A 22,572-nucleotide genomic window follows, 5' to 3' on the forward strand; every position below is an offset into this window, starting at 1 on the left:
CCATCCGGCTGAGTTCGGCCAAAAGCCGCCGTTCACATCCGTCGTCGGCCAGACGTTCAGGCGTCGGCTCCGCCCCGTAACGGGCCATCCGACTACAAATGTCGAAGGCTCCTTCTCGGTCGTTCGCTGGTGGTCTCGCGAACGGCCCTTTTCTGCCCGCTGAAGATCGGTCCACAAGACAAGAAAGGCTTTGATCCAAACAGCGTCGCGTCAGAAAGAGGTCACTAAACCGATGGCGAGCACATCAGCAATGGTTTCCGTCACCGGGATGTGGTTCGTCCGTGTCCGTCAGTCGCGATCACTGACCAGGGTAGTGCCCGGCCGCGATGTCTTCTAGCAATGTCGGGTGTGTGGGCTCCCAACCCAGCAGCGAGCGCGTGTACGCGCTGGAAGCCGGGATGTCGGCGCCGAAGAACATGCTTAGCCACTCGAATTGCGCCTGCGCGAGGTCGGCGGGGATCGACTCCACCGGCACGCCCAGAAACTGGCCGAGCGCCGTGGCGATTTCGCATGTAGCGACGCCTTCCTCGGCGACCGCGTGCAGCACGGCACCCGGGCTCGCCTTGTCGATCGCCAGACGCACCAGCTTGCCAGCGTCGAGCCGGTTGACAGCCGGCCAACGGTTCTGCCCCTCGCCTATGAACCCCGAGATGCCCTTTTCGCGTGCGATCCGGGCGAGCACCGCGACGAAACCGTGGTCGCCTCCGGCGCCATGGACCGTGGGGGCAAAACGCACGACGATGGAGCGAATCCCTCGCTCGGACAGGCTCAGCGTGTAGGCGGCGTTTTCGGTGCGCGGATGAACGTCTGCGGCAGGCATGTCCTTCTCGGTGCCTACGCTGCCCGATGCCAACCCCAGCGTCCCCGAGGCGATCAGCAGCGGGCCACCCGTGTCCTGCAGCACGTCGGCAAAGACGTCGATGGCCGCGCGATCGGTTTGCGCGGCAGCGGCCATCTGCGAGAAATCATGGTTGTAGCCGAGGTGCACGATGCCGTCGGCCAATGCGGCTGCAGCGCGCAAGCTGCCGAGGTCATCGAGGCTCCCGCGAACCACCTCGGCGCCGAGTTCGGTGATCCTGGTGGCAGCATCGCCGCTGCGGGCCAGCCCGAGGACATGATGTCCCGCGCCGATGAGTTCCTTGACGCTGGCCGAGCCAATCCAACCCGACGCGCCGGTTACGAGAATTCGCATGGGAAATTCCATTGATGTCATTGAGTGACATCAGTATAGCGCTATGATGTCACATTGTGTCAACACCTTGGGAGCAACATGGGTCGCTGGGAACCCGACTCTGAAGACCGCTTCCGCGCGGCGGCCATCGAACTGTTCCGCGAGATCGGCTACGAGCGTACGACCGTGGCCGCCATCGCGCAGCGCGCGGGGCTGACCCCGCGCACGTTCTTTCGCTACTTCGCCGACAAACGCGAAGTGCTCTTCAACGGCTCGGAACGGTTGCAGCAGAAGATGGTAGCTGCCCTTGCCCAGGCACCGGCTGAGGCGTCACCGGTCGACGCGATCGCCGCAGCGCTGGCGAAGGCGGGCGATTTTCTCGATGACGAGCGCCGCCCTCTGGCACGAGTGCGCAAGTCGGTGATCGCCGCCAACCCCGATCTGTACGAGCGCGAGTTGATCAAGATGGCGACGCTGTCCGCCGCGCTCGCGCACGCGCTTCGCGCGCGCGGCGTAGGCGATTCGGACGCGAGTCTCGTCGCCGAGGCAGGCATCGCCGTCTTTCGGGTCGCTTTCGCGCAATGGGTCAGCGACTCCGAACGACGCGGTTATGTCGAGATCGTGAACGAATCTCTTGAGCGATTGAGGCTGCTAACAGCCCGCTGACCGGGTTGCGGTCCGTTAACCCCTATCCCCTCGAGTTAGAGGACGATCGAGCCCGAGGCGCCCTTGCCGAGCGACGGGTGGACGTCTGCGGTGTGGTAGTTAGCGGTAGTCTGAAAGAAGCTTGGCGAACGACCGAACAGGCCGAGGACTTGCCGGCCGAGACGGCAGCTCGAATGGCCGTACCGGTTTGGAAGCTGACGTAGCGCTCGCGCCGGGTCGAAGGACGCCTGTGGGTCGATTTGGGCCGATCACGTCTGGCAGCACCCGGCCATCTACGGACATTGGGCGGCGCTTGCCAGCGGACATTCGAATGGCTGCCGAGATCAGGTAACGGACTCCCGAAGGCTGAACGATCCGGGAGTATCCGACGCGGCCGCCGCTGCCAAACCTCGATTGCCGCAGGTGCGGACCGTCACCGCGTTCGACTTACGGGATCACGCAACCGGTGCGACTGACGCGCCGACAATGCCATGGGTTGTCAGAGAAGCAGCCACAAACCCGGTTGCTTTCATGTCTTCAACAAACTGCCGGAGAATATCCGCGGCAGCGTCGCCGCGGCTCTTCGGGACGCCCATTGCCTGCTGAATCACCATGAACCGTTTGCCCAGCAATCGAAGGCCGTGGTTCCTGGAGGCATCAGCCTCCAGTTGCTGCTTGACCCCAGCAGCCACCTCCGAGCCCTGTTCGATAAAGGTCTGAACCACGGCGGGCGATGTAGGCGCGCGAACGATTTGCGCGTTCTTAAGTTCGCGCGACAGAAAAAGATCGTATGCGCTGCCCTTACCAACGACAACATGATTGGCTGTGTTGTCGACGTCCTCGTTCGTCTGGATCGTCGATTCCTCCCTGACCAAATAGAAGCCCTCGATCAAGACGTATGGCGCGGTGAAGGCAATGCTCGCCCCTCTCAGTGGATCAATGGCAAAGAAACCAATATCAGCCCGTTCGTCGCTCACGGCCTCGACGGACTTCCCGGCAGAGTCAAATACGACCAGCTCGAGATCGACTGCCAATCGCTTCGCGAATTCCCGTGCAAGATCTACTGATACGCCGAAAGGCGCACCAGTCTTGGGATCCTTATTCGCCAGAATCGGATTTCCGAGATTGATAGAAGCGCGCAGCTTTCCGGTGGGTGTGAAGGCGGCTACAACGGAGTGGTCGATAGTCATCTGGCTTTCGCGGGGAATGGGCGCGGTGATCTACGCTAGGGTTTAAGAATGCCCGAGATCTTCGATAGGGCATCGAGTGTATGGCTAAGATGCTCGCGAAGAGCAATGGACGCCTCCTCGTTTCGCTCCCGCTCAAGCAAATCCAGAACGTGCAGGTGCTGCTTGCAATGCAATGTGTAGCGCTCCCGGTGTTGCATCGAGCGGTACGAGAGCAATCTGCGCACGCGATTCACCCGCTTGATCGTGTCGACAAAAAATGGATTACCGGACGCCTCAACCAGTGACTCGTGAAATCGGACACCACGATCGTGTAGCTGGTCGGCGGTATCGGTCTCGATGCCACCGTTGAGCAGGTGCATTTCCGCCGCACGGCATCGCTCAAGCACTTTCGGATCGAGCCGATAGCCGGGCTCCAGCAGGGCTGCAGGCTCCAGCGCAAGCCGCAGGCGGTACGATTGCAACAGGCTGTCGGGCGTTGTCAGCATGTTTGAAAACTGCCAGCCGTAACCTGGCTTACGTTCCGCCCAACCCTCCTGGCTGATACGGGCTAAAACCGCGGTGAGCTGCGCATTGGTCAATCCGTAACGGCTTCGTATCAACTGTTCCGAGAAGTCGTCCTCCAACAGCCCCTTCAGCCGGTCCTCCGCGATGCGGAAGTACACGTCCGTAATCAGATCGGTCTCCGGCAAACCAAGTTGTTCGACGACGTCTGACACGCGCTTGGCCACCGGTTGAGCCAGAAAAAATCCACGGTTTCGTTCGCGACGAAGCACGCCCTTCTCATGCAGCAGCGACAACGCTTCGTTGACCGGGGAGCGGGACACCCTAAGTCGGTCTGCGAGCATCTGGGCAGGCAGATGACTGCCTACTTCGAGCTGATCGGCCTGGATGAGCTCGACAATCTGGGTTGCAATCGATCTTTCAGCGTTCATGGATGTTTTGTCACCTTGTCACGGCGCAACGCCCCGCGCTTATCGCTTCAGGACTCTTGTGCCGCGATTGTTTTCTGCAGAATGAGCGGAATGACGCCCCCCGACCGCAGCAACCTGGTCTCAAGCTGAGTTTCCACCGCTGCGGTTGCGTTAAATGTCGTGACGCTTCCATCGGCCCTTGCGATCCGCACCGGTATGGCGCAGCGCGGCGCAAGCAGGTTGACATCGGCGTCGACTTCGATTTTATCGCCAGGCTGGATATTTAGCGTCGCCGGGTTGAAGCCCTCAGGCAAACGAAGCGGCAGAATCCCCATCCCGATCAAATTTGAGCGATGAATGCGCTCGAAGCTGACCGCGAGGACCGCGCGGATGCCCAGCAGCCGCTGCCCCTTTGCAGCCCAATCTCGCGATGAACCCGTACCGTATCGCTCACCCGCAACCAGCACGACGGAGGTGCCCGCATCGTGATAGCGCTTTGCCGCTTCGTAGACAGGCAGGACATCGCCGCTCGGAACATGCAATGTCTGGGCGACCGGAGCATCGCGGTACAGCAGATTGACGAGCGTCCGGTTGTAGAAGGCAGCGCGAACCATGACTTCCCAGTTACCGCGGCGGGATGCAAAAACGTTCAGGTCGTTCCGGTCGTCGCCTCGCTCTACCAAAAAATCCGCCACGAAACTGTCTTTCGGGATCGCGCTCGCCGGTGAGATATGGTCGGTCGTGATGTCGTCGCCAAGCACCAGCAAGGGGTACGCGCTGTAGCGGCCCAACTGGCTGCCTTCAGTCAGTGAAGCAAACGGGGGCCGGCGAAGCGCAGTGGAATTCGGGTCCCAGGGGAAGCGAGCCGATTCCGGCGATTTCAGGCCATGCCAGAGGGGGTTGTCGCTGGCGATCGCGAATGCCCGCGGATAGTCGGTCGGCTCTGCCGACTCTTTAACCAGCTCTGCGACCTCTTCGCGGGTCGGCCACAGATCCTTCAGGAAGACCGGCGTGCCGTCGGACGCAACCTGTACCGGATCGTTGCTCAGATCCACTTCTGCATTGCCGGCGAGGGCGAAAGCAATCACCAGTGGTGGTGACATGATGAAGCCCAGATCGAGGTCAGGATGGATCCGTCCGGGGAAGTTTCTGTTTCCGGAGAGCATCGCAACGGGATAGATGGACTTGCTCTGAAGCGCATTTCGAATCGGCTCGGTTAGCGGCCCGGAATTGCCAATACACGTGGTGCAGCCGTAGCCTACGATGTCGAAGCCGACCGCAGACAGGTCTTCAATCAGGTTGGCCCGCTCAAGGTAGGACGCGGCGGCAGGTGAACCAGGGCCGAGCGACGTCTTGATCCAGGCCGGAACCTTGAGCCCCAACTTGCGTGCCTTTCGGGCAACGAGACCCGCCGCGATCAGCAGAGCAGGATCTGATGTGTTCGTGCAACTGGTGATGGCTGCAATGGCGACTGGATGCCTGGGCATCTGTTCGTGCGCCGTCGCTGGCTCAAACGCGAACTTTTTCAGTGCGCTCGACGTTTCGGAGTAGTCGAGCAAATCCTGCGGACGACGCGGGCCAGCGATCTGCATGCCAATCGCGCTCAGGTTGATTTCGATCGTTCGCGTATAGACGGGCTCCGCGGATGGGTCGAACCACAGGCCCGCGTGTTTCGTAAAGGCGTCTACGAGCGCCACCGATGCTGGCTTACGATTCGTTTGGCGCAGGTAGTCCAGCGTGTGATTGTCTATTGGGAAGAAACCCGTCGTTGCGCCGTATTCGGGCGCCATGTTCGCAACAACTGCCCGATCCCCGGCCGTCAACGTTGCAACGCCCGGACCAAAAAATTCGACGAACTCTCCCGAGACACCGATTTCCCGTAGTCGCTGGGTAACCGTCAGTGCCAGATCGGTCGCGAGTGTGCCTGGTCTGAATGCGCCGGTCAGCCGGACCCCGATTACGTCGGGAATTCGCTGCATGACGGGCATGCCAAACATGACTGTCTGCGCCTCGAGGCCGCCGACGCCCCAGCCGAGCACGCCTATACCATTAATCATTGGCGTGTGGCTATCCGTACCGATCATGGTATCGGGTACCGCCCAGTTTTCACCTTCCCGCTCCTCGATGGTCACCACCGTAGCCAACTGCTCCAGATTGATGGTGTGCATGATCCCGGTGCCGGGTGGATGGATTCGTACGCCCTTGAGCGCTTTCGACGCCCAGCGCAAGAAGCGATAGCGCTCGTTGTTGCGGCGAAGTTCCATGCTCAGATTCAGCGCCGCCGCATCGGGCATCGCAAAGTACTCCACTGCCAGCGAATGGTCGACGGACGAGTCCACCGGAAGCACTGGATTCAGGGTCGTTGGATCCGCGCCCGCCTCAGCCAGTGCATCACGCATGGCCGCTATATCAACCAGCGCGGGCGTGCTGGTCGTGTCGTGCATCAGAACACGGCTGGGCTGAAAAGCAATTTCTACCTCGCTCGTACCGCGTTCCAACCACTGAAGAATGCCTTCGACCGCCTGACGCCGTTCATCGCCGTCAGTGTTGCGGATGACGTTTTCCAGTAGAAGCCGCAGGACGACCGGCAATCGCGCAAGCGTATCGCCGAACATGAGTGGCAGGTCGACGAAGCGATACGTGGACTGGCCGACGTCCAGCGTTGCTTCGGAGGGGACATAAGTATTTTCCATGACTGCATTTTTGCACTTTAGCAACGAAAAATGCAATGTAGTATAAACCCCACCATGGAAAGAACGCGGTCCGGCTTGCAAGCCTTCAAGCGACGTTGGGCAAGGGCCAGCAGCCGATGTCAACTACTTTTTGCGCTCTTCTAAGTGTTTTCCACGACTTTATTTTTGCACTTTAACGTGTGAAAGTGCAATCACTCGAAGCGAAAGCAGATCGAAAAGGCCGGAGACGAACCCGTGACGATGCAAAACTCAAACGAAGTTGTGTCCACAGCACAAGCCGATATAGGCCGCCGTCGCCTGCTTAAAGGCGCGTTGTCGGCTGTGGCAATGGCAGTGTGCAACTTGCAGGTTTCGCGGGCGTCCGCCGCCACAAGCAAGCCTTCTCACCTTACGGACCGGAAAGGATCAGATATGTTCGCCTATGTTGGCTGTCGCACCACCCGTGAACGAAACGCCCGAGGCGACGGTATCAGCGTCTTCAGGGTGGACCAGGACTCGGGCGGGCTCGAACTCGTGCAACTCTTCAAAGATCTCGTTAATCCCTCGTTCCTCGCGCTCAGCAGCAATGGCGAGCGTCTTTACACGGTCCACGGCGATATAAGCGACATCAGCGCGTTTGCAGTAGACAGGGTGACGGGCAAGCTCACGTTCATCAACAAGCAAAGCACCCAAGGGAAAAACCCTGTGCATCTTGCTATCGATCCGTCTGGCAAATACATCGTCGTCTCGAATCACATCGGCTCAAGCCTTGCAGTGCTGCCGATCGCAAGCGATGGGTCGTTGCAGGAATTGACCCAGCTTCTGCAGCTGGAGGGACCGATCGGCCCGCACCGCGTCGAACAAAAACAGTCGAAGCCCCATTTCAACCCGTTTGATCCAAGCGGCGAGTTTGTCATCGTGCCGGATAAGGGCCTGGATCGGATTTTCACGTTCCGCTTTAAAGACGGGCAGCTTTCCGCCGCCAATCCGGCGTACGTGGCATCGCGTGAAACGTCGGGCCCGCGTCACATTGCCTTCCATCCCAATGCGAGCTTCGCGTATTGCGTCAACGAGCTCGACTCGACCGTCACGACGTACCGCTACTCATCGAGCAACGGCGCCCTGACACCTCTGCAGATCATCTCAACACTGCCCGATACCTTTACGGGAAACAGCCGCGCCTCGGAAATCGAGGTCGACCAGAGCGGCCACTTTGTCTACGCCTCAAACCGAGGCTACGACAGCATTGCGATATTCCGCATTGACCAGAAGACCGGTCATCTCACGTTCGTGTCCGCAGACCCAACGCTCGGGCGCACGCCTCGATTCATGACCACCACCCCGAATGGCCGCTTCATGTACGCACTGAACGAGGAAAGCGACAGCATCGTTGCTTTCTCCACCGACCGCGCGTCGGGTCGACTGAAGCCCACGGGCTTCTCGGTTCAATCTGGCAGCCCTGTATGCATGGTGTTTTCCAAACAACAGGCGTAGACCGGCTTCTTTGACTTTTTATGGGCATCAAGCGGGTCACCGCTGATGAGACTGAAATGCAAACTACCAATGCAATAGACGAAAAGGCCCTGGTGAGGAAGATCGCCTGGCGAATCATTCCTTTCGTCTTCATTCTCTACATCATCTCGTACCTTGACCGCGCCAACATCGGATACGCGGCGCTGCAAATGAACAAGGAACTTGCGTTGAGCAGCGAAGCCTTTGGCTTCGTCTCGGGCATCTTCTTCATTGGATACTTCCTGTTTGAAGTGCCTAGCAACGTGATGCTGAACAAGTACGGAGCACGCGTCTGGATCGCCCGGATCCTGCTCACCTGGGGCGTGGTTGCTGTCATCTCGGCATTTGTACAGAATGCCACGCAACTCTACATTCTGCGCTTCCTGCTGGGCGTGGCTGAAGCCGGGTTCTTCCCGGGCATCATTGTCTACCTCACGTACTGGTTTCGTGCGAAAGAACTTGCCACGACAGTCGCGCTCTTTACTGCCGCAATTCCGGTCTCGTACATTATCGGCGCTCCGATGAGCACCTGGATTATGGACAACGTTCACTGGCTGAACTGGAGCGGATGGCGCTGGATGCTCGTGCTGGAAGGCGCACCGGCACTGATCGGCGGGATCCTTTGCTTCCTCTATCTGGCTGACCGGCCAAAGGACGCGAAATGGCTGAAACCGGAGGAGCGCGACTGGCTGTTAAACGAGTTGGAGAACGACAAGAAGGCCCGCCCGAACGTCAAACACATCGGCTCTCTCAAGGCAATCACGAATCCCAAGGTCCTGTACCTGTCGTTCATTTACTTTGTCTACCAGTGCGGCAGCCTCGGCGTCGGCTACTGGATGCCGCAGATCATAAAAGGCTTCTCGACGTCGCTCAGCCATACGCAGGTAGGCCTGATCGCAATGATTCCGTATATCTTCGCGACGATCATGATGGTTCTCTGGTCACGAAGCTCCGATCGACGCAGCGAGCGCCGCCTGCATTCCGCGATTCCGCTCGCCGTTGCGGCATTGGCCTTACTCGGCGCGGGATTGACCAGCAACCCATACGTGTCAATCTCAATGATCAGCCTGAGTCTCGGCGGTCTGTACGCCTTCAAATCCCCGTTTTGGGCACTACCCACCTTGTTCCTGAGCCGTTCCAGCGCAGCGGTGTCCATCGCGGTTATTAACTCGATCGGCAATCTCGGTGGTTTCGTTGGTCCGTTCGCGATCGGCTATATCAAGGGTGAAGGGCAAAGTGCGACGGCGGGGCTTCTGTTCCTGTCCGGATTGCTCGTCGTCTCCTTCTTTATGACGATCTTTATCCGCATCGCTGAACATAGGGCGCCAGTAGATACGACCCCTAGCGGCGCCCAGCATACCTGACCCGTTCTCTCGTAAGTCCGCAACTGAACTGGACGTCCACGCCTGTTCACGGGCGACCAGGATCTAACGCTATATAAAAAATACTTTTCAAAAGAGGTTTGGAGATGAATAAGCAAATCACTTTATCTGTAGTCCTTATTGCGTGCGGGCAATGCGCCTATGCGCAGAGCAACGTGACGCTGTACGGGATCATCGACAGTGGGATCAACTACACGAACAACGTTCAGAGCACCCGCACGGCCCACGGCTTTACCGGGGGTCACCAGATCGCAATGATCGAAGGGGGGACCGCCGGGCTGCAGGGTAGCCGCTGGGGCTTGAAGGGTTCCGAGGATCTGGGCGGCGGATTGAAAGCGATTTTCCTGCTCGAGAACGGTTTCTTCAGTAACAACGGCGCCTTGAATCAGGGTGGCGCCGAGTTCGGAAGGCAGGCATACGTCGGGTTGGCGAGCAACACATTTGGGACGGTGACGTTGGGTCGACAGTACGATCCGGTAGTGGATTTCTTCGGTCCCTTTCTGGCCGCGCCACAATGGGGCGGCTATATGGCCTCCCATCCGAGCGATCTGGATAACGCGCTCAATAGTCGTCGGATAAACAACGCGATCAAGTATAAAAGCCCTACCTATGGCGGCTTTACCTTTGAAGCCATGATGAATCTCGGGGGAACTGCCGGGTCATTTTCTAACAACTGGATTTGGGGCGCAGGGGCTGGCTATGCCAACGGTCCGTTCTCGATGGGTGCCGGTTACCTCAATATTCGCAATCCCAATACCTCGTTCTTTGGCGCAAATCCCAACGCGGGGCCTGCGACAACGAACAACCTTGGCAGTTTCGGATCTGCAACAGGCCCCGAAAGCAACCCGGTGTTTGCGGGCTATGCCTCGGCCAACAGCATGGCAATCGCGGCCGTCGCGGCTGGGGTTACGCTCGGATCATTGAACGTCAATCTCGCTTACTCGAACACCCGGTTCGAAAATATGGGCTCGTCCTCGGGACCGAACACACTGCGGTATCAAGGCACGGCCAGCTTCAATAACGCCGAAATCAACGCGAAATACCAGATCACTCCGTCGCTGCTGGTCGGGACGGCTTACGACTATACGCGCGGTGGCGGCGCCGGCGGTCGTGACGGATCAACCTATCACCTGGTCAGCGCCGGCGTCGACTACTTCCTTTCAAAGCGCACGGATGTCTACACCGTCGCTGTGTTCGAGAAAGCAAGCGGCACGGATTCTCTCGGCCAACCGGCCGTCGCACAAATCACAGGGCTAACGCCGTCGACCACCAACAAACAGGTAGGCCTTCGGATCGGCATTCGTCACAAATTCTGAGCAGGCGATTCACTGGCTGCAGTCGCCAGGGTGAAACGCGCATCGGTGACACATGCTCACCGCATTGATTCTGAACTGAAGAGAAGGAATACAGTCATGAAAGCATCCGACCTGTTCGTCAGGGCTTTAGAAAACGAAGGCGTTGATCGAATCTTCGCGGTTCCCGGCGAAGAAAACCTGGACGTCGTCGAATCGTTGCGCCGCTCGAGCATCGAGCTCGTATTGACGCGACATGAACAGACGGCCGCTTTTATGGCGGCCACGCATGGCCGTCTTACCGGAAAGCCAGGCGTTTGTATGGCGACACTCGGGCCCGGCGCGCTGAATCTCGTCACCGGCGCGGCCTACGCTCACCTTGGCGCGATGCCCATGGTGTTGATCACCGGTCAGAAGCCGATCATGACAGCGCGCCAGGCGCGTTTTCAGATCGTCGACATCGTCGCCACAATGAAGCCGCTGACCAAGGCTTCCCGGCAGATCGTCAGTGGGGCAAGCATTCCCACCGTGGTCCGCGAAGCTTTCCGGCTAGCACAGGACGAACGACCCGGTCCGGTTCACCTTGAATTGCCGGAAGACGTGGCGGGCGAGTCGGTCAGCGATGACGTGGCCGTCGTTCCGTTGCATCCGGTCGAGTTGCCAGTCGCCCAGGAGGCCGCTATCGAGCGCGCCGGGGCAATGCTGGCGAGCGCCGAGCGTCCGCTAGTCATGTTCGGTGCGGCGAGCAACCGGCCCCGTCTCGTCGGTCAATTGACTGACTTCATTCGACGCACCGGGATTCCGTTCTTCAATACCCAGATGGGCAAGGGAACCGTCGCTGCGATCGGCAACGAAGAAGCCAACGAATTGTGGTTGGGGACTGCTGCGCTCAGCGAACGTGACTACCTGCACGAGGCGATCGACCGCGCCGACCTCATCCTCACCATCGGCCACGACACGGTTGAGAAGCCCCCGTTCATCATGGGGCCGAAGGGGCCCAAGGTCATTCACGTCGGGTACACGGCGGCCAACGTGGAACAGGTTTTCTTCCCACACGCTGAAGTCGTGGGGGATCTCGGCCTGAGCCTGTCACGTCTTGCCGACGTGGTCGAAGGAAAGCTTCCGAACGCGGCAACGTTAGCGCCGCTGCGCGAAGGCATCCTGAAGCGCACGATGGATCGGGCAACGGAGTCACGCTTTCCGCTGACGCCGCAACGCATCGTCCATGACGTGCGCACGGTTATGCCGGCCGACGGGATCGTGGCGCTGGATAACGGTATGTACAAGATCTGGTTCGCACGCTGCTATCGAACGCGCAGCGCCAACACCTTGCTGCTGGACAACGCACTGGCCACGATGGGCGCTGGCCTGCCATCGGCCATGATGGCTGCGCTTCTCTACCCGAATCGTCGCGTATTGGCGGTTTGCGGTGACGGCGGCTTCATGATGAATTCGCAGGAACTTGAGACCGCAGTTCGTCTGAAGCTGAATCTTGTCGTGCTGATTATCCAGGATGACGCCTACGGAATGATCCGCTGGAAGCAGGCGGTCGACGATTTCGCGGATTGGGGACTGAGTTTCGGCAATCCGGACTTCGTCAAGTACGCAGAGGCTTACGGCGCAAAAGGGCGACGTGTCGAGTCAGCGGAGGGGCTGGTTCCGACTCTGGAGGCAGCGTTTGTCGAGGGTGGCGTGCAACTCGTCGTTGTCCCGGTCGATTACTCCGAGAACAGTCGCGTGCTCGTCGACGAACTGCGCAATCGGGTAACGGAGGTGGCGCAATGAAGATCAAAGCAGCCGTTCTGCGCGCAATGGGCGCGACATCGCCGTATGCCGACTCTCGCCCCTTGCGAATTGAGGAAATCGATCTGGCGCCGCCTGGCCCCGATGAAGTGCTGATCAGGGTCGCCGCAGCGGGTCTCTGCCATTCCGACCTTTCAGTGATCAACGGCGACCGGCCTCGTCCAATGCCAATGGCGCTCGGGCATGAAGCCGCCGGCATAGTTGAACAACTGGGCGCCGGCGTGACTGATCTGCAGGTTGGCGATCACGTCGTCGTGGTCTTTGTCCCTAGCTGTGGCCATTGCGCACCGTGTGCCGAAGGCCGGCCGGCGTTGTGCGAGCCGGGTGCCGCGGCAAACGGCGCTGGCACGTTGCTCTCGGGTGAGCGTCGTCTCACGCAAGGCAACGAAGTCGTCAATCATCACCTGGGCTGTTCAGTGTTCGCGGAGTACGCGACCGTATCGCGCCACTCTGTCGTCAAGATCGATCCCACAGTGCCACTCGACGAAGCGGCGCTGTTTGGATGTGCTGTACTTACGGGTGTCGGCGCCGTCGTCAACACGGCGCAGGTGCGAGTCGGTGCATCCGTTGCAGTAATCGGATTGGGTGGTGTCGGATTGGCCGCCCTCATCGGAGCGCATGCGGCGGGCGCCCGTCAGATCATCGCGGTGGATCTCTCCGACGCCAAGCTGGAGCAGGCGCGCAGCCTTGGCGCTACGCACACAGTCAACGCTGGTCGGGAAGATGCGCTTCAGCATATCCGCGAGCTGAGTGCTGGGGGCGTCGAGTTCGCATTTGAGTTTGCTGGCTCGATCCGGGCGCTGGATCTGGCCTACAACGTTACGCGTCGCGGAGGATCTACCGTAACCGCAGGTCTGCCGCCGTCAACCGCGCGCTGGCCTTTGCCCGCAGTCAGTCTGGTCGCAGAAGAGCGCACGGTGAAGGGTAGCTACATCGGCACATGCGTACCCTCACGTGACATCCCGCACTTTATCGACCTGTACAAACAGGGCCGCTTACCCGTGGACAAGCTGCTGACGGGTCGCCTCAAGCTCGACGAGATCAATCACGGCTTTGACCTGCTGCACGAAGGCAAGGCGATCCGCCAGGTGGTGGTGTTCGAATGAGCCACTCTAACCAGAACTGGGCTGACGGATGGATCGCGATGCAGCAGGCGTTCGTGAAGTCGATGTTCCCCTCTCAATCTGCCTCCCCCTCAGCCTCCGATAGCAGTGCAGAAGAGGAAAAGCCCCCAATGCAGGAGCAGTTCGCCGACCTGCAGGAAACGTGGAAGGAATCGATCGAGAAATGGGCCGCATTCGCCAAAGACGGTGAGGCGACGAAAGCCTGGACACCGGACGCCTTGCGCGAGATGTTCTCGCCCGCCCACTGGAGCGGACGCGGCGCTGGCGCGTTTGACTCAAGCTTGCAGCATGTGATCGAGGGCCCGAGGTACGCGACCCTGTGGAATCTCGACCGTAAGGTCGCGGAGCTGCAGCAGTTGTCGAACAAACGCAATAAGGCCGTGCTGGCCTATCAGGCGATCGTGCAACGCGCATGGAACACCGCGCTGGAGCGTTTCGTGAAAACCGTCTCATCCACGAAGGGAGAAGCCCCAGGCACATGGCGCGGCCTGATAGACGGCTGGTTGAAGGTTGCCAACGAAAGTTTGATCGAGGCGCATCGATCCGACGAGTTCGTCGAGGCACAGACGCGGATGTTGCGGGCAGCTTCGGACTACCGGTTGCAGGAACGCGTGCTGGCTGAAGCGTGGTGCGAGGCCTGCCACATTCCGACGCGCACCGAGATGGACGAAATGCAGCGGACAGTAACCGAGTTACGGCGACAGATCCGACTGCTGCAGCGACAGAACGCCCCTCAGATCGACATTCGCGCCGCGCCTGCTCGTCCGCGTCAATCGCGCGCCGCAGCTTCGAAGTCCGACCGATCAATCCATTCCTGAGAGAACGTTATGACTGCCGCCAGGAAATCGACCGCCGCACGGGCGCTCGCCGAATTCAACGACTTCAACCTGAAGATCGCCCGCGGACAGCAGATGCTCGACCGTGTCAAGGATGAGCATGTGCAGATTGCCACCGCCGACAAGGAGGTCGTTTTCCGCGAGGACAAGACGACGTTGTACCGTTACAAGCCGACGACCGAGCGCACGCTCGGCACTCCCGTCCTAGTTGCGTATGGTCAGATCGGCCGCTACACGATGACCGATCTGCAGGAAGACCGCTCGATGTTGCGCAACCTGCTTGCGCTCGGTGTCGACGTGTATGCGGTGGACTGGGGCAGCCCCACTCGTAGCGACCGCTGGCTCACGTTCGAGGACTATGTCGACGTCTATCTGAACGACTGCATTGAGTTCATCTGCCGGGAACACGGACTGCCAGCGATCAATCTGCTCGGCATCTGCGAAGGCGGCGTCTTCTCGTTGTGCTATGCGTCGCTTTATCCGGAGCGCGTCAAGAACCTGATTCTGACCATCACGCCGGTGGACTTTCATCAGGATCAGGCGGAAGGTCCGGCTAACCATGGACTTCTGAACCTCTGGACGCGCGGCCTCAGCGAGGAGGACATCGACAAGCTGATCGAAGCCAACGGCAACCTGCCGGGCGAGTTGATGAGCTATGTCTTTGCGCAGATGACGCCAGGTGCGACGTTGTCCAAGTACAACGTCGGCCTGCTCGATACGTTCGATGACGAGAAGAAGCTTCTGAATTTCCTGCGCATGGAAAAGTGGCTTGCCGACCGGCCCCACCATCCAGGGGAAGCTGCCAAACAGCTGCTGGTCAACCTTTACAAGAACAATGAGCTGATTCGCGGTGAGTTCCAGCTCGGCGGCCGGACCGTCAACCTGGGAGACGTTCACGTGCCTGTTCTCAACGTCTATGCGAAGGACGACCATATCATCCCGCCAAAGACGACGCAGGCGCTGGGCGGAGCGGTCGGTAGCACGGACTATCAGGAGATTGGCCTGGACGGCGGGCATGTAGGGGTATTCGTGAGCGGCAAATCCCAAGGGGTGCTCGGTAAGGGCATCGTTGAGTGGCTGCGCGCGCGCGACGATGCGCCTGCCTGATCCGGACAAACCGCGATGCAACCACAACTGAAGCAGGTCTCCGTGATTGGCCGGGGAGGCTTTCACAGGCTGGCCTATGCCGAGTGGGGTCGGCCGGAGGCAGCGCGCACTGTCGTCTGTGTTCATGGGGTGTCGCGCACCGGTCGCGACTTCGACGCACTGGCGGCGGCACTCGCGGAAAAAGGGATGCGAGTCATCGTGCCGGATCTGCCCGGGCGCGGACGCAGCGAATGGCTCGCATCGCCATCCCACTATACCGACCGTGCCTATATCCGCGCGATGGCAACATTGATCGCCCGTCTCGATGTCGAACAGGTGGACTGGGTCGGTACTTCCCTTGGCGGCCATATCGGCATGTTGGTGGCAGCGGAACCGGGCACACCGGTGCGACGGCTTGTGCTCAATGATTTCGGCGCGCGCGTTTCAGCCGCGGCGTTGCGCCGGATCGGCAGTTATCTGACGCGCTCCTGGCGCTTCGCCTCGATTGACGAGGTCGAGACGCACCTGCGCGAAGTGCATGCGCCATTTGGCAAGCTGAGCGACGCCCAATGGCGTCATCTGGCCCGGCACAGCGCGGTCCCGGACGGCGCAGGCGGTTTTCGTTTTCACTTCGATCCTGGCATCGGCTTCCGGTTTGCGATACCGGTCTTACTCGACGTGGTTCTGTGGCAAGTGTGGGACAAGATCGATTGTCCGGTGCTGGTCTTGCGCGGGGAAGACTCCGATTTGCTGACGCGCAGCACGGTGGACGCCATGCTTGAACGTGGCCCGGCATCGTCCAACGGCCGCGTCACAACATTCGAATTCCCCGACTGCGGTCACGCGCCGGCATTGATGGACGAGGCACAGATCGCAGTCGTCAGGAACTACCTATCAACCGACTAACCGGTTCTGTCCGGTCGAAAGCGCCCCGAGTCGGCGCCGACGCCCGGATAGCCCAACACGAGATTGCCATGATTCGAGACAAGGTGGTTACCGCCGACGAGGCCATCGCATTGATACGCGACGGCGATGCGATGAGTTGTTCAGGTTTCGTCGGAATCGGCACACCCGAGGAACTGATTACGGCTCTCGAGCGGCGCTTCGTCGAAACCGGGGCGCCGCGCGATCTCACGCTCGTCTTTGCTGCCGCGCCGGGCGACGGGAAGGATCGGGGGCTGAACCGGCTTGCCCATGAGGGGCTGGTGCACCGTGCCATCGGTGGGCACTGGTCACTCGTTCCCAAGCTCGGGAAACTGGCAACCGACAACCGGATCCAGGCCTACAACCTCCCGCTCGGTACCATCTCGCATCTTTATCGCGATGCCGCGGCCCATCGTGCCGGCACACTTACCAAGGTAGGTCTCGGTACCTTCGTCGACCCAAGGCAAAACGGTGGCAAGATCAACGCCCGGACGACGGACGACCTCGTGCGGGTGATGGAGATCGATGGGGAAGAGTGGCTCTTCTACAAGGCCTTTCCGATCAATGTCGCGTTGATTCGCGGCACGACTGCGGACGCAGAGGGCAACATCACGATGGAGCGTGAAGCGTTGATGCTCGATGCTCAGGCCGCAGCAATGGCCGCGCGAAATGCCAACGGCCTCGTCATCGCGCAGGTCGAACGCATTGCATCGAGTGGCACTCTCGATGCCCGCAACGTGGTCGTTCCCGGTGTCCTGGTCGATTGCGTGGTCGTGGCCCCGCAAGCAGCGCACAAGCAAACCTACGCCACGGATTACAGCGCTGCCTACTCGGGCGAAATCCGCGTTCCGGTGAACAAGATTCCGGTTTTGGCGCTCGACGAGAGGAAGTTGATCGCGAGGCGCTGCGCTTTCGAGTTGCCGTTGGGCGGGGTGATTAACCTGGGGATCGGTATGCCCGAGGCGGTGGCCGCCGTCGCTGCTGAAGAGCGCGTACTCGACCATCTGACCTTGACCGCTGAGCCCGGCGTGATCGGCGGTATGCCGCAAGGGGGTATGGATTTCGGTGCGGGCATCAATACACAGGCGCTGTTGCACCAGAACCAGCAATTCGATTTCTACGACGGTGGAGGACTCGATCTCGCGTGCCTGGGTATGGCGGAAATTGATCGTGCCGGCAATGTCAATGTGAGTCGCTTCGGTTCGCGTCTCGCCGGCTCTGGCGGGTTTATCAACATCAGTCAGAACGCTCGCCGGCTCGTGTTCGCAGGTACCTTTACAGCAGGAGGAATCGTCACTGCCGTCGAAGGCGGCGAGATGCGGATCGTCGCCGAAGGGCGAACGCGCAAGTTCGTCGAAGCAGTAGAGCAGATCACCTTCAGCGGCCCGCTCGCCGCTGCGAAGGGACAGTCGGTGCACTACGTCACGGAGCGGTGCGTATTCAGGCTTCAACCGGAAGGCTTGCAACTGATCGAAGTCGCACCGGGCATCGACATCGAGCGCGACGTGCTTGCCCACATGGCGTTTCGGCCAATCATCGGCGAGGTAAGCCCGATGGATCCGCGGATCTATCGAATCAAGCCAATGGGCCTGGCGGCCGTGCTGGAGGATCTGCAACTGACGGATCGCGTCAGCTACGACGTGGAACGAAATATCCTCTTTGCGAACTTCGAAGGGATGGCAATCCGGAGTGCGGATGACATCGAGTGCGTGCGTCGCGTGTTCAATGCGTTATGTAGCAAGGTCGGCCACCGGGTAGCGCTGATTGTCAACTACGACGGTTTCCGGCTCGATGAGTTACTGGCCGACTCGTATTTCGAGATGGTCGCCGATCTTCAGGCGGAGCATTACACGACAACCACGCGCTACACCACAAGCGCTTTCATGCGCATGAAGCTGGGCGAGGCGCTGTTTTCGCGTCATGCCGCGGCACACGTCTGCGAGACGCACGCCGAAGCCACCGAATTTCTCCGCACGCGATAGCACGTCGTCGGGTCTCTTTGCGGAGAGCTTTTTAACGTAATACGCGTTGGAGATGTATACATGACACACGCTATTGGACAGCACGAGGCAGCGATTTCGTTGAATCCGGCAACTGGCGAGGAGATTCATCGCTACCCTTACGAATCAGACGCAGAGCTGGATCGATCGCTTCGATTGATGGAAGCCGGCTTCGAGCAATGGGCCGCATGTTCACCGGGAGTTCGCGCACAAACACTATCGAGAATGGCAGTAGCTATTCGCCGCAATCTTGAGCCTCTTGCACTCATGGCGACACGGGAGATGGGCAAGCCCATCACACAGGCGCGAGCGGAAGTCGAAAAATGCGCGGCCGTTTGCGATTGGTATGCGGAGCATGGTCCTGCGATGCTCGTTGATGAGCGGACATCGATTGAGAACGACAAGGCGTATGTCTCATACCTTCCCATTGGCGGCATCCTTGCCGTGATGCCCTGGAATTTTCCATACTGGCAGGTCATGAGAGGGGCGATACCTATCATTCTCGCTGGCAACGCATACGTTCTGAAACACGCCCCGAACGTGATGGGCTGCGCGTACCTGTTAAGGTCAATCTGGGCGGAAGCCGGCCTGCCGGACGGTGTGTTTTCCGTTGCGAACATTTCCAACGAACTTGTATCGAAATTGATTCTCGATCGACGCATCGCTGCCGTGACTGTTACGGGGAGCGTTCGCGCGGGTTCCGCGATCGCGGGCCAGGCCGGTGCCGCGCTCAAGAAGTCAGTTCTGGAATTAGGCGGCTCGGATCCGTTTATCGTTCTGGCCGACGCTGATCTGGACGGCGCAGTTCGCGCCGCAGTGGTTGGGCGCTTTCAAAACACGGGTCAGGTTTGCATTGCCGCGAAGCGGATCATTCTGGAGAGGCCGATTCAGCAGGAGTTCACTGAACGATTTGTGAAGGCCGTTCAGGAACTCAGGCTTAGCGACCCTGAAGATTCCGACTGTTACCTTGGACCCATGGCGCGGTATGACTTGCGGGACGAACTCGACAGGCAGGTTCAGGCCACGATTGATGGCGGTGCCACGCTTCTTACGGGCGGAGCCAAACTCAACGGCCGCGGCAATTTCTATGCGCCCACAATCCTGTCAGACGTGGTCCCGGGCATGGCTGCGTTCGACCAGGAGATCTTCGGACCCGCCGCGTCGCTTATAGCGGCCGACAGCGCTGCACATGCAATCGAACTCGCGAACGCAAGCGACTTCGGCTTGAGCGGCGCGATCTGGACCGCTGATGAACGCAACGCGAAGGACTTCGCGCGGAAGATCCATACAGGCGGAATCTTTGTGAACGGCTTTTCGGCGTCCGATCCGCGAGTGCCAATCGGCGGCGTGAAGAAGAGCGGTTACGGCCGGGAACTCTCTCACTTTGGCTTACGGGAATTCATGAACGCGCAAACGGTGTGGTTCGACCGGGTTTAAGACGACGCGCGACGACCCACTTCGAAGTTCAATAGCTGTCGATTCACAACCTTAGGTGCCGAAATGAAATCTCACAGTGCTCTGACCACTGGTGGCCACACCGAGCCATCTTCTCTGGAAGCGCAAGCCGCGAAAAGCAGGTTTATAGGAGTTCGCCCTGTTACCGCCTATACATTGCTGCTGGGGAGCCCCATCACCGTGCTGGTCGGCCATGTACCCGACCGCCCCGACGTGCAATCAGTCGCCATCCTCGGCTACAACTGAACCGGCAACTGTGCGGGGCACTGGAAATGCCTTTTGAGAGGTGTTTGTGTTCGCCGCAGTCGCACGCACTTCGTTACCGTTTGACGGGAGAAACACATGGCATTGATCTATTCGCTGCAGAGTGAAAACCGCGTTTTTCCGCCGTCCGCCAAAGCAGTGGCGGGTGCGACCGTCTCCAGCATGGACGCGTACCGCGCGCTGGCCGCCGAGGCGGAACGCGATTACGAAGGTTTCTGGGGGCGCCTCGCCCGCGAGACGCTAAGCTGGAATACGCCCTTCACCAAGGTGCTCGACGAATCGAACGCGCCGTTCTACACGTGGTTCGAAGACGGCCAGATCAACGCCTCGTATAACAGCATCGACCGTCACGTCGAAGCCGGCAACGGCGAGCGCGTCGCGATCATTTTCGAAGCCGACGACGGCACCGTCACCCACGTCACCTATCAGGATCTGCTGCAGCGTGTGTCGCGCTTTGCGAACGCGCTGAAGAAGCGCGGCGTGAAGAAGGGCGACCGCGTGGTGATCTATATGCCGATGTCGATCGAAGGCATTGTCGCGATGCAGGCTTGCGCGCGAATCGGCGCCACGCACTCGGTGGTGTTCGGCGGCTTCTCGTCGAAGTCGCTCAACGAACGGCTGGTGGACGTGGACGCGGTCGCGCTCGTCACGTCCGACGAACAGATGCGCGGCGGCAAAGCACTGCCGCTGAAGAACATTGCCGACGAAGCGATCGCCATGGGCGGCTGCGACGCGGTCAAGAGCGTGATCGTGTACCAGCGCACCGGCGGCAAGGTCGCATGGAACGAGGGCCGCGACTTGTGGATGCACGAACTCACGCAGGCCGAATCGGATCAATGCGCGCCCGAGTGGGTCGGCGCCGAGCATCCGTTGTTCATTCTGTACACGTCCGGTTCGACCGGTAAGCCGAAGGGCGTGCAGCACAGTACCGGCGGCTATCTACTGTGGGCCGCGCAGACCCTGAAGTGGACCTTCGACTGGAAGCCCTCCGACGTATTCTGGTGTACCGCAGACATCGGCTGGATCACCGGCCATAGTTACATCACGTATGGTCCGTTGACGCTCGGCGGCACGCAGGTCGTGTTCGAGGGCGTGCCGACCTATCCGAACGCCGGCCGCTTCTGGGACATGATCGCCAAGCACAAGGTCTCGCTGTTCTATACGGCGCCGACCGCAATCCGCTCGCTGATCAAGGCCGCGGAAGCTGACGAGAAAGTGCATCCGAAGAGCTACGACCTGTCCACTTTGCGCATCATCGGCACGGTCGGCGAGCCGATCAATCCGGAGGCGTGGATCTGGTATTACGAGAACGTCGGCGGCAGCCGTTGCCCGATCGTCGATACATGGTGGCAAACCGAAACCGGCGGCCACATGATCACGCCGCTGCCGGGTGCCACACCTTTGGTACCGGGTTCGTGCACATTGCCGCTGCCGGGCATCATGGCCGCGGTCGTCGACGAAACCGGCCAGGACGTGCCGAACGGGCAGGGCGGCATTCTGGTGGTGAAGCGTCCGTGGCCGTCGATGCTGCGCAACGTGTGGGGCGATCCGGACCGCTACAAGAAGAGCTACTTCCCCGAAGAACTCGGCGGCAGGTTGTACCTCGCCGGCGACGGCGCCGTGCGCGACAAGGACACCGGCTACTTCACGATCATGGGCCGGATCGACGACGTGCTGAACGTGTCGGGTCACCGGCTCGGCACGATGGAGATCGAGTCGGCGCTGGTGTCGAACCCGCTCGTCGCGGAAGCCGCTGTGGTGGGACGCCCCGATGCGACCACCGGCGAAGCCGTGTGCGCGTTCGTCGTGCTGAAACGGGCGCGTCCGGAAGGCGAGGAAGCGGTGAAGCTCGCCAACGAACTGCGCAACTGGGTCGGCAAGGAGATCGGTCCGATCGCCAAGCCGAAGGACATCCGCTTCGGCGAGAACCTGCCGAAGACGCGCTCGGGCAAGATCATGCGCCGCCTGTTGCGCTCGCTCGCGAAGGGCGAGGAGATCACGCAGGACGTGTCGACGCTGGAGAACCCGGCGATTCTCGATCAGCTGAGTCGCTGAGCTTAGCTCAGTGCGTGTGCCGGCAATAATTCTTGCCGCGCGAATCGCGTTCGTTGTTGTCGCTGGCGAATGGTCGGTTCGCCGGCGTCGAGCAGACTTGCCTCAGTCGACCGACGAAGGTCGGCTTTGGCCTGCGACAGGCCAGCTTGAGTGACCGGACCTCTCAGTTTTCTGCCGTTGAATCCCTGACTCCGTGATTGGCGGCAGTGGGTCGATCTGTGACGTTGCTCATGGTTGCCCCGATCTTTTT

The 22,572-nt window shown here is 60.1% G+C and carries 17 protein-coding genes; 13 read left to right on the top strand and 4 right to left on the bottom strand.

Annotation, left to right across the window (positions count from 1 at the left end):
- Window positions 1–298: 298 nt before the first annotated feature.
- On the bottom strand, window positions 299–1,192 hold the full coding sequence (locus PQR53_RS27990) for an SDR family oxidoreductase (protein WP_408461289.1): 894 nt from the start codon (window positions 1,190–1,192) through the stop codon (window positions 299–301).
- Window positions 1,193–1,270: 78 nt separating this feature from the next.
- Here PQR53_RS27990 and PQR53_RS27995 point away from each other — a divergent pair, with 78 nt between their 5' ends.
- Window positions 1,271–1,837 carry a TetR/AcrR family transcriptional regulator gene (locus PQR53_RS27995; protein ID WP_408461292.1) on the top strand — a complete coding sequence of 189 codons (567 nt, stop codon included), beginning with the start codon at window positions 1,271–1,273 and terminating at the stop codon, window positions 1,835–1,837.
- Between the two features lie 434 nt (window positions 1,838–2,271).
- Here PQR53_RS27995 and PQR53_RS28000 read toward each other — a convergent pair whose 3' ends face one another.
- The 3 genes from PQR53_RS28000 to acnA are packed head-to-tail and all read right to left on the bottom strand — an operon-like array spanning window position 2,272 to window position 6,610.
- Window positions 2,272–3,006: an ABC transporter substrate-binding protein gene (locus PQR53_RS28000; protein WP_408461295.1), complete on the bottom strand. Its 735-nt coding sequence runs from the start codon at window positions 3,004–3,006 to the stop codon at window positions 2,272–2,274.
- Window positions 3,007–3,041: 35 nt separating this feature from the next.
- Window positions 3,042–3,938 carry a GntR family transcriptional regulator gene (locus PQR53_RS28005; RefSeq protein WP_408461298.1) on the bottom strand — a complete coding sequence of 299 codons (897 nt, stop codon included), beginning with the start codon at window positions 3,936–3,938 and terminating at the stop codon, window positions 3,042–3,044.
- Window positions 3,939–3,985: 47 nt separating this feature from the next.
- On the bottom strand, window positions 3,986–6,610 hold the full coding sequence (gene acnA / locus PQR53_RS28010) for an aconitate hydratase AcnA (RefSeq protein ID WP_408461301.1): 2,625 nt from the start codon (window positions 6,608–6,610) through the stop codon (window positions 3,986–3,988).
- Window positions 6,611–7,021: 411 nt separating this feature from the next.
- On the opposite strand from acnA, the gene PQR53_RS28015 reads away from it, so the two are divergent.
- The 12 genes from PQR53_RS28015 to acs all read left to right on the top strand — a co-directional run bounded on the left by PQR53_RS28015 (window position 7,022) and on the right by acs (window position 22,322).
- Entirely contained in the window at window positions 7,022–8,083 is a 1,062-nt protein-coding gene (locus tag PQR53_RS28015; protein WP_408461387.1) for a lactonase family protein, read from the top strand.
- 56 nt (window positions 8,084–8,139) lie between these two features.
- Window positions 8,140–9,465 carry an MFS transporter gene (locus PQR53_RS28020; RefSeq protein ID WP_408461304.1) on the top strand — a complete coding sequence of 442 codons (1,326 nt, stop codon included), beginning with the start codon at window positions 8,140–8,142 and terminating at the stop codon, window positions 9,463–9,465.
- A 104-nt stretch (window positions 9,466–9,569) separates the two neighbouring features.
- A complete protein-coding gene (locus PQR53_RS28025; protein WP_408461307.1) occupies window positions 9,570–10,799 on the top strand; it encodes a porin in 1,230 nt (409 codons plus the stop codon).
- 96 nt (window positions 10,800–10,895) lie between these two features.
- Window positions 10,896–12,560: an acetolactate synthase large subunit gene (locus PQR53_RS28030; protein ID WP_408461310.1), complete on the top strand. Its 1,665-nt coding sequence runs from the start codon at window positions 10,896–10,898 to the stop codon at window positions 12,558–12,560.
- On the top strand, window positions 12,557–13,684 hold the full coding sequence (locus tag PQR53_RS28035) for a zinc-dependent alcohol dehydrogenase family protein (protein ID WP_408461312.1): 1,128 nt from the start codon (window positions 12,557–12,559) through the stop codon (window positions 13,682–13,684). Before PQR53_RS28030 ends, PQR53_RS28035 begins: the two co-directional genes overlap by 4 nt.
- Entirely contained in the window at window positions 13,681–14,520 is an 840-nt protein-coding gene (locus tag PQR53_RS28040) for a poly(R)-hydroxyalkanoic acid synthase subunit PhaE (protein WP_408461315.1), read from the top strand. Before PQR53_RS28035 ends, PQR53_RS28040 begins: the two co-directional genes overlap by 4 nt.
- Window positions 14,521–14,529: 9 nt before the next feature.
- Window positions 14,530–15,645, top strand: a complete 1,116-nt coding sequence (phaC, locus tag PQR53_RS28045; RefSeq protein WP_408461318.1) for a class III poly(R)-hydroxyalkanoic acid synthase subunit PhaC — start codon at window positions 14,530–14,532, stop codon at window positions 15,643–15,645.
- Window positions 15,646–15,660: 15 nt separating this feature from the next.
- Window positions 15,661–16,530: an alpha/beta fold hydrolase gene (locus PQR53_RS28050; RefSeq protein WP_408461320.1), complete on the top strand. Its 870-nt coding sequence runs from the start codon at window positions 15,661–15,663 to the stop codon at window positions 16,528–16,530.
- 68 nt (window positions 16,531–16,598) lie between these two features.
- A complete protein-coding gene (locus tag PQR53_RS28055) occupies window positions 16,599–18,530 on the top strand; it encodes an acyl CoA:acetate/3-ketoacid CoA transferase (protein ID WP_408461323.1) in 1,932 nt (643 codons plus the stop codon).
- A 60-nt stretch (window positions 18,531–18,590) separates the two neighbouring features.
- Window positions 18,591–19,985, top strand: coding sequence for an aldehyde dehydrogenase family protein (locus PQR53_RS28060; protein ID WP_408461325.1), 1,395 nt, complete (start codon window positions 18,591–18,593; stop codon window positions 19,983–19,985).
- A 63-nt stretch (window positions 19,986–20,048) separates the two neighbouring features.
- The gene (locus PQR53_RS28065; RefSeq protein ID WP_408461328.1) at window positions 20,049–20,249 is read left to right on the top strand and encodes a hypothetical protein; all 201 of its coding nucleotides are present in this window, start codon (window positions 20,049–20,051) and stop codon (window positions 20,247–20,249) included.
- 96 nt (window positions 20,250–20,345) lie between these two features.
- Entirely contained in the window at window positions 20,346–22,322 is a 1,977-nt protein-coding gene (gene acs, locus PQR53_RS28070; protein ID WP_408461331.1) for an acetate--CoA ligase, read from the top strand.
- The last annotated feature ends 250 nt before the right edge of the window (window positions 22,323–22,572 follow it).

The organism is Paraburkholderia fungorum (assembly GCF_046027605.1).
GTDB lineage: Bacteria > Pseudomonadota > Gammaproteobacteria > Burkholderiales > Burkholderiaceae > Paraburkholderia > Paraburkholderia fungorum_F.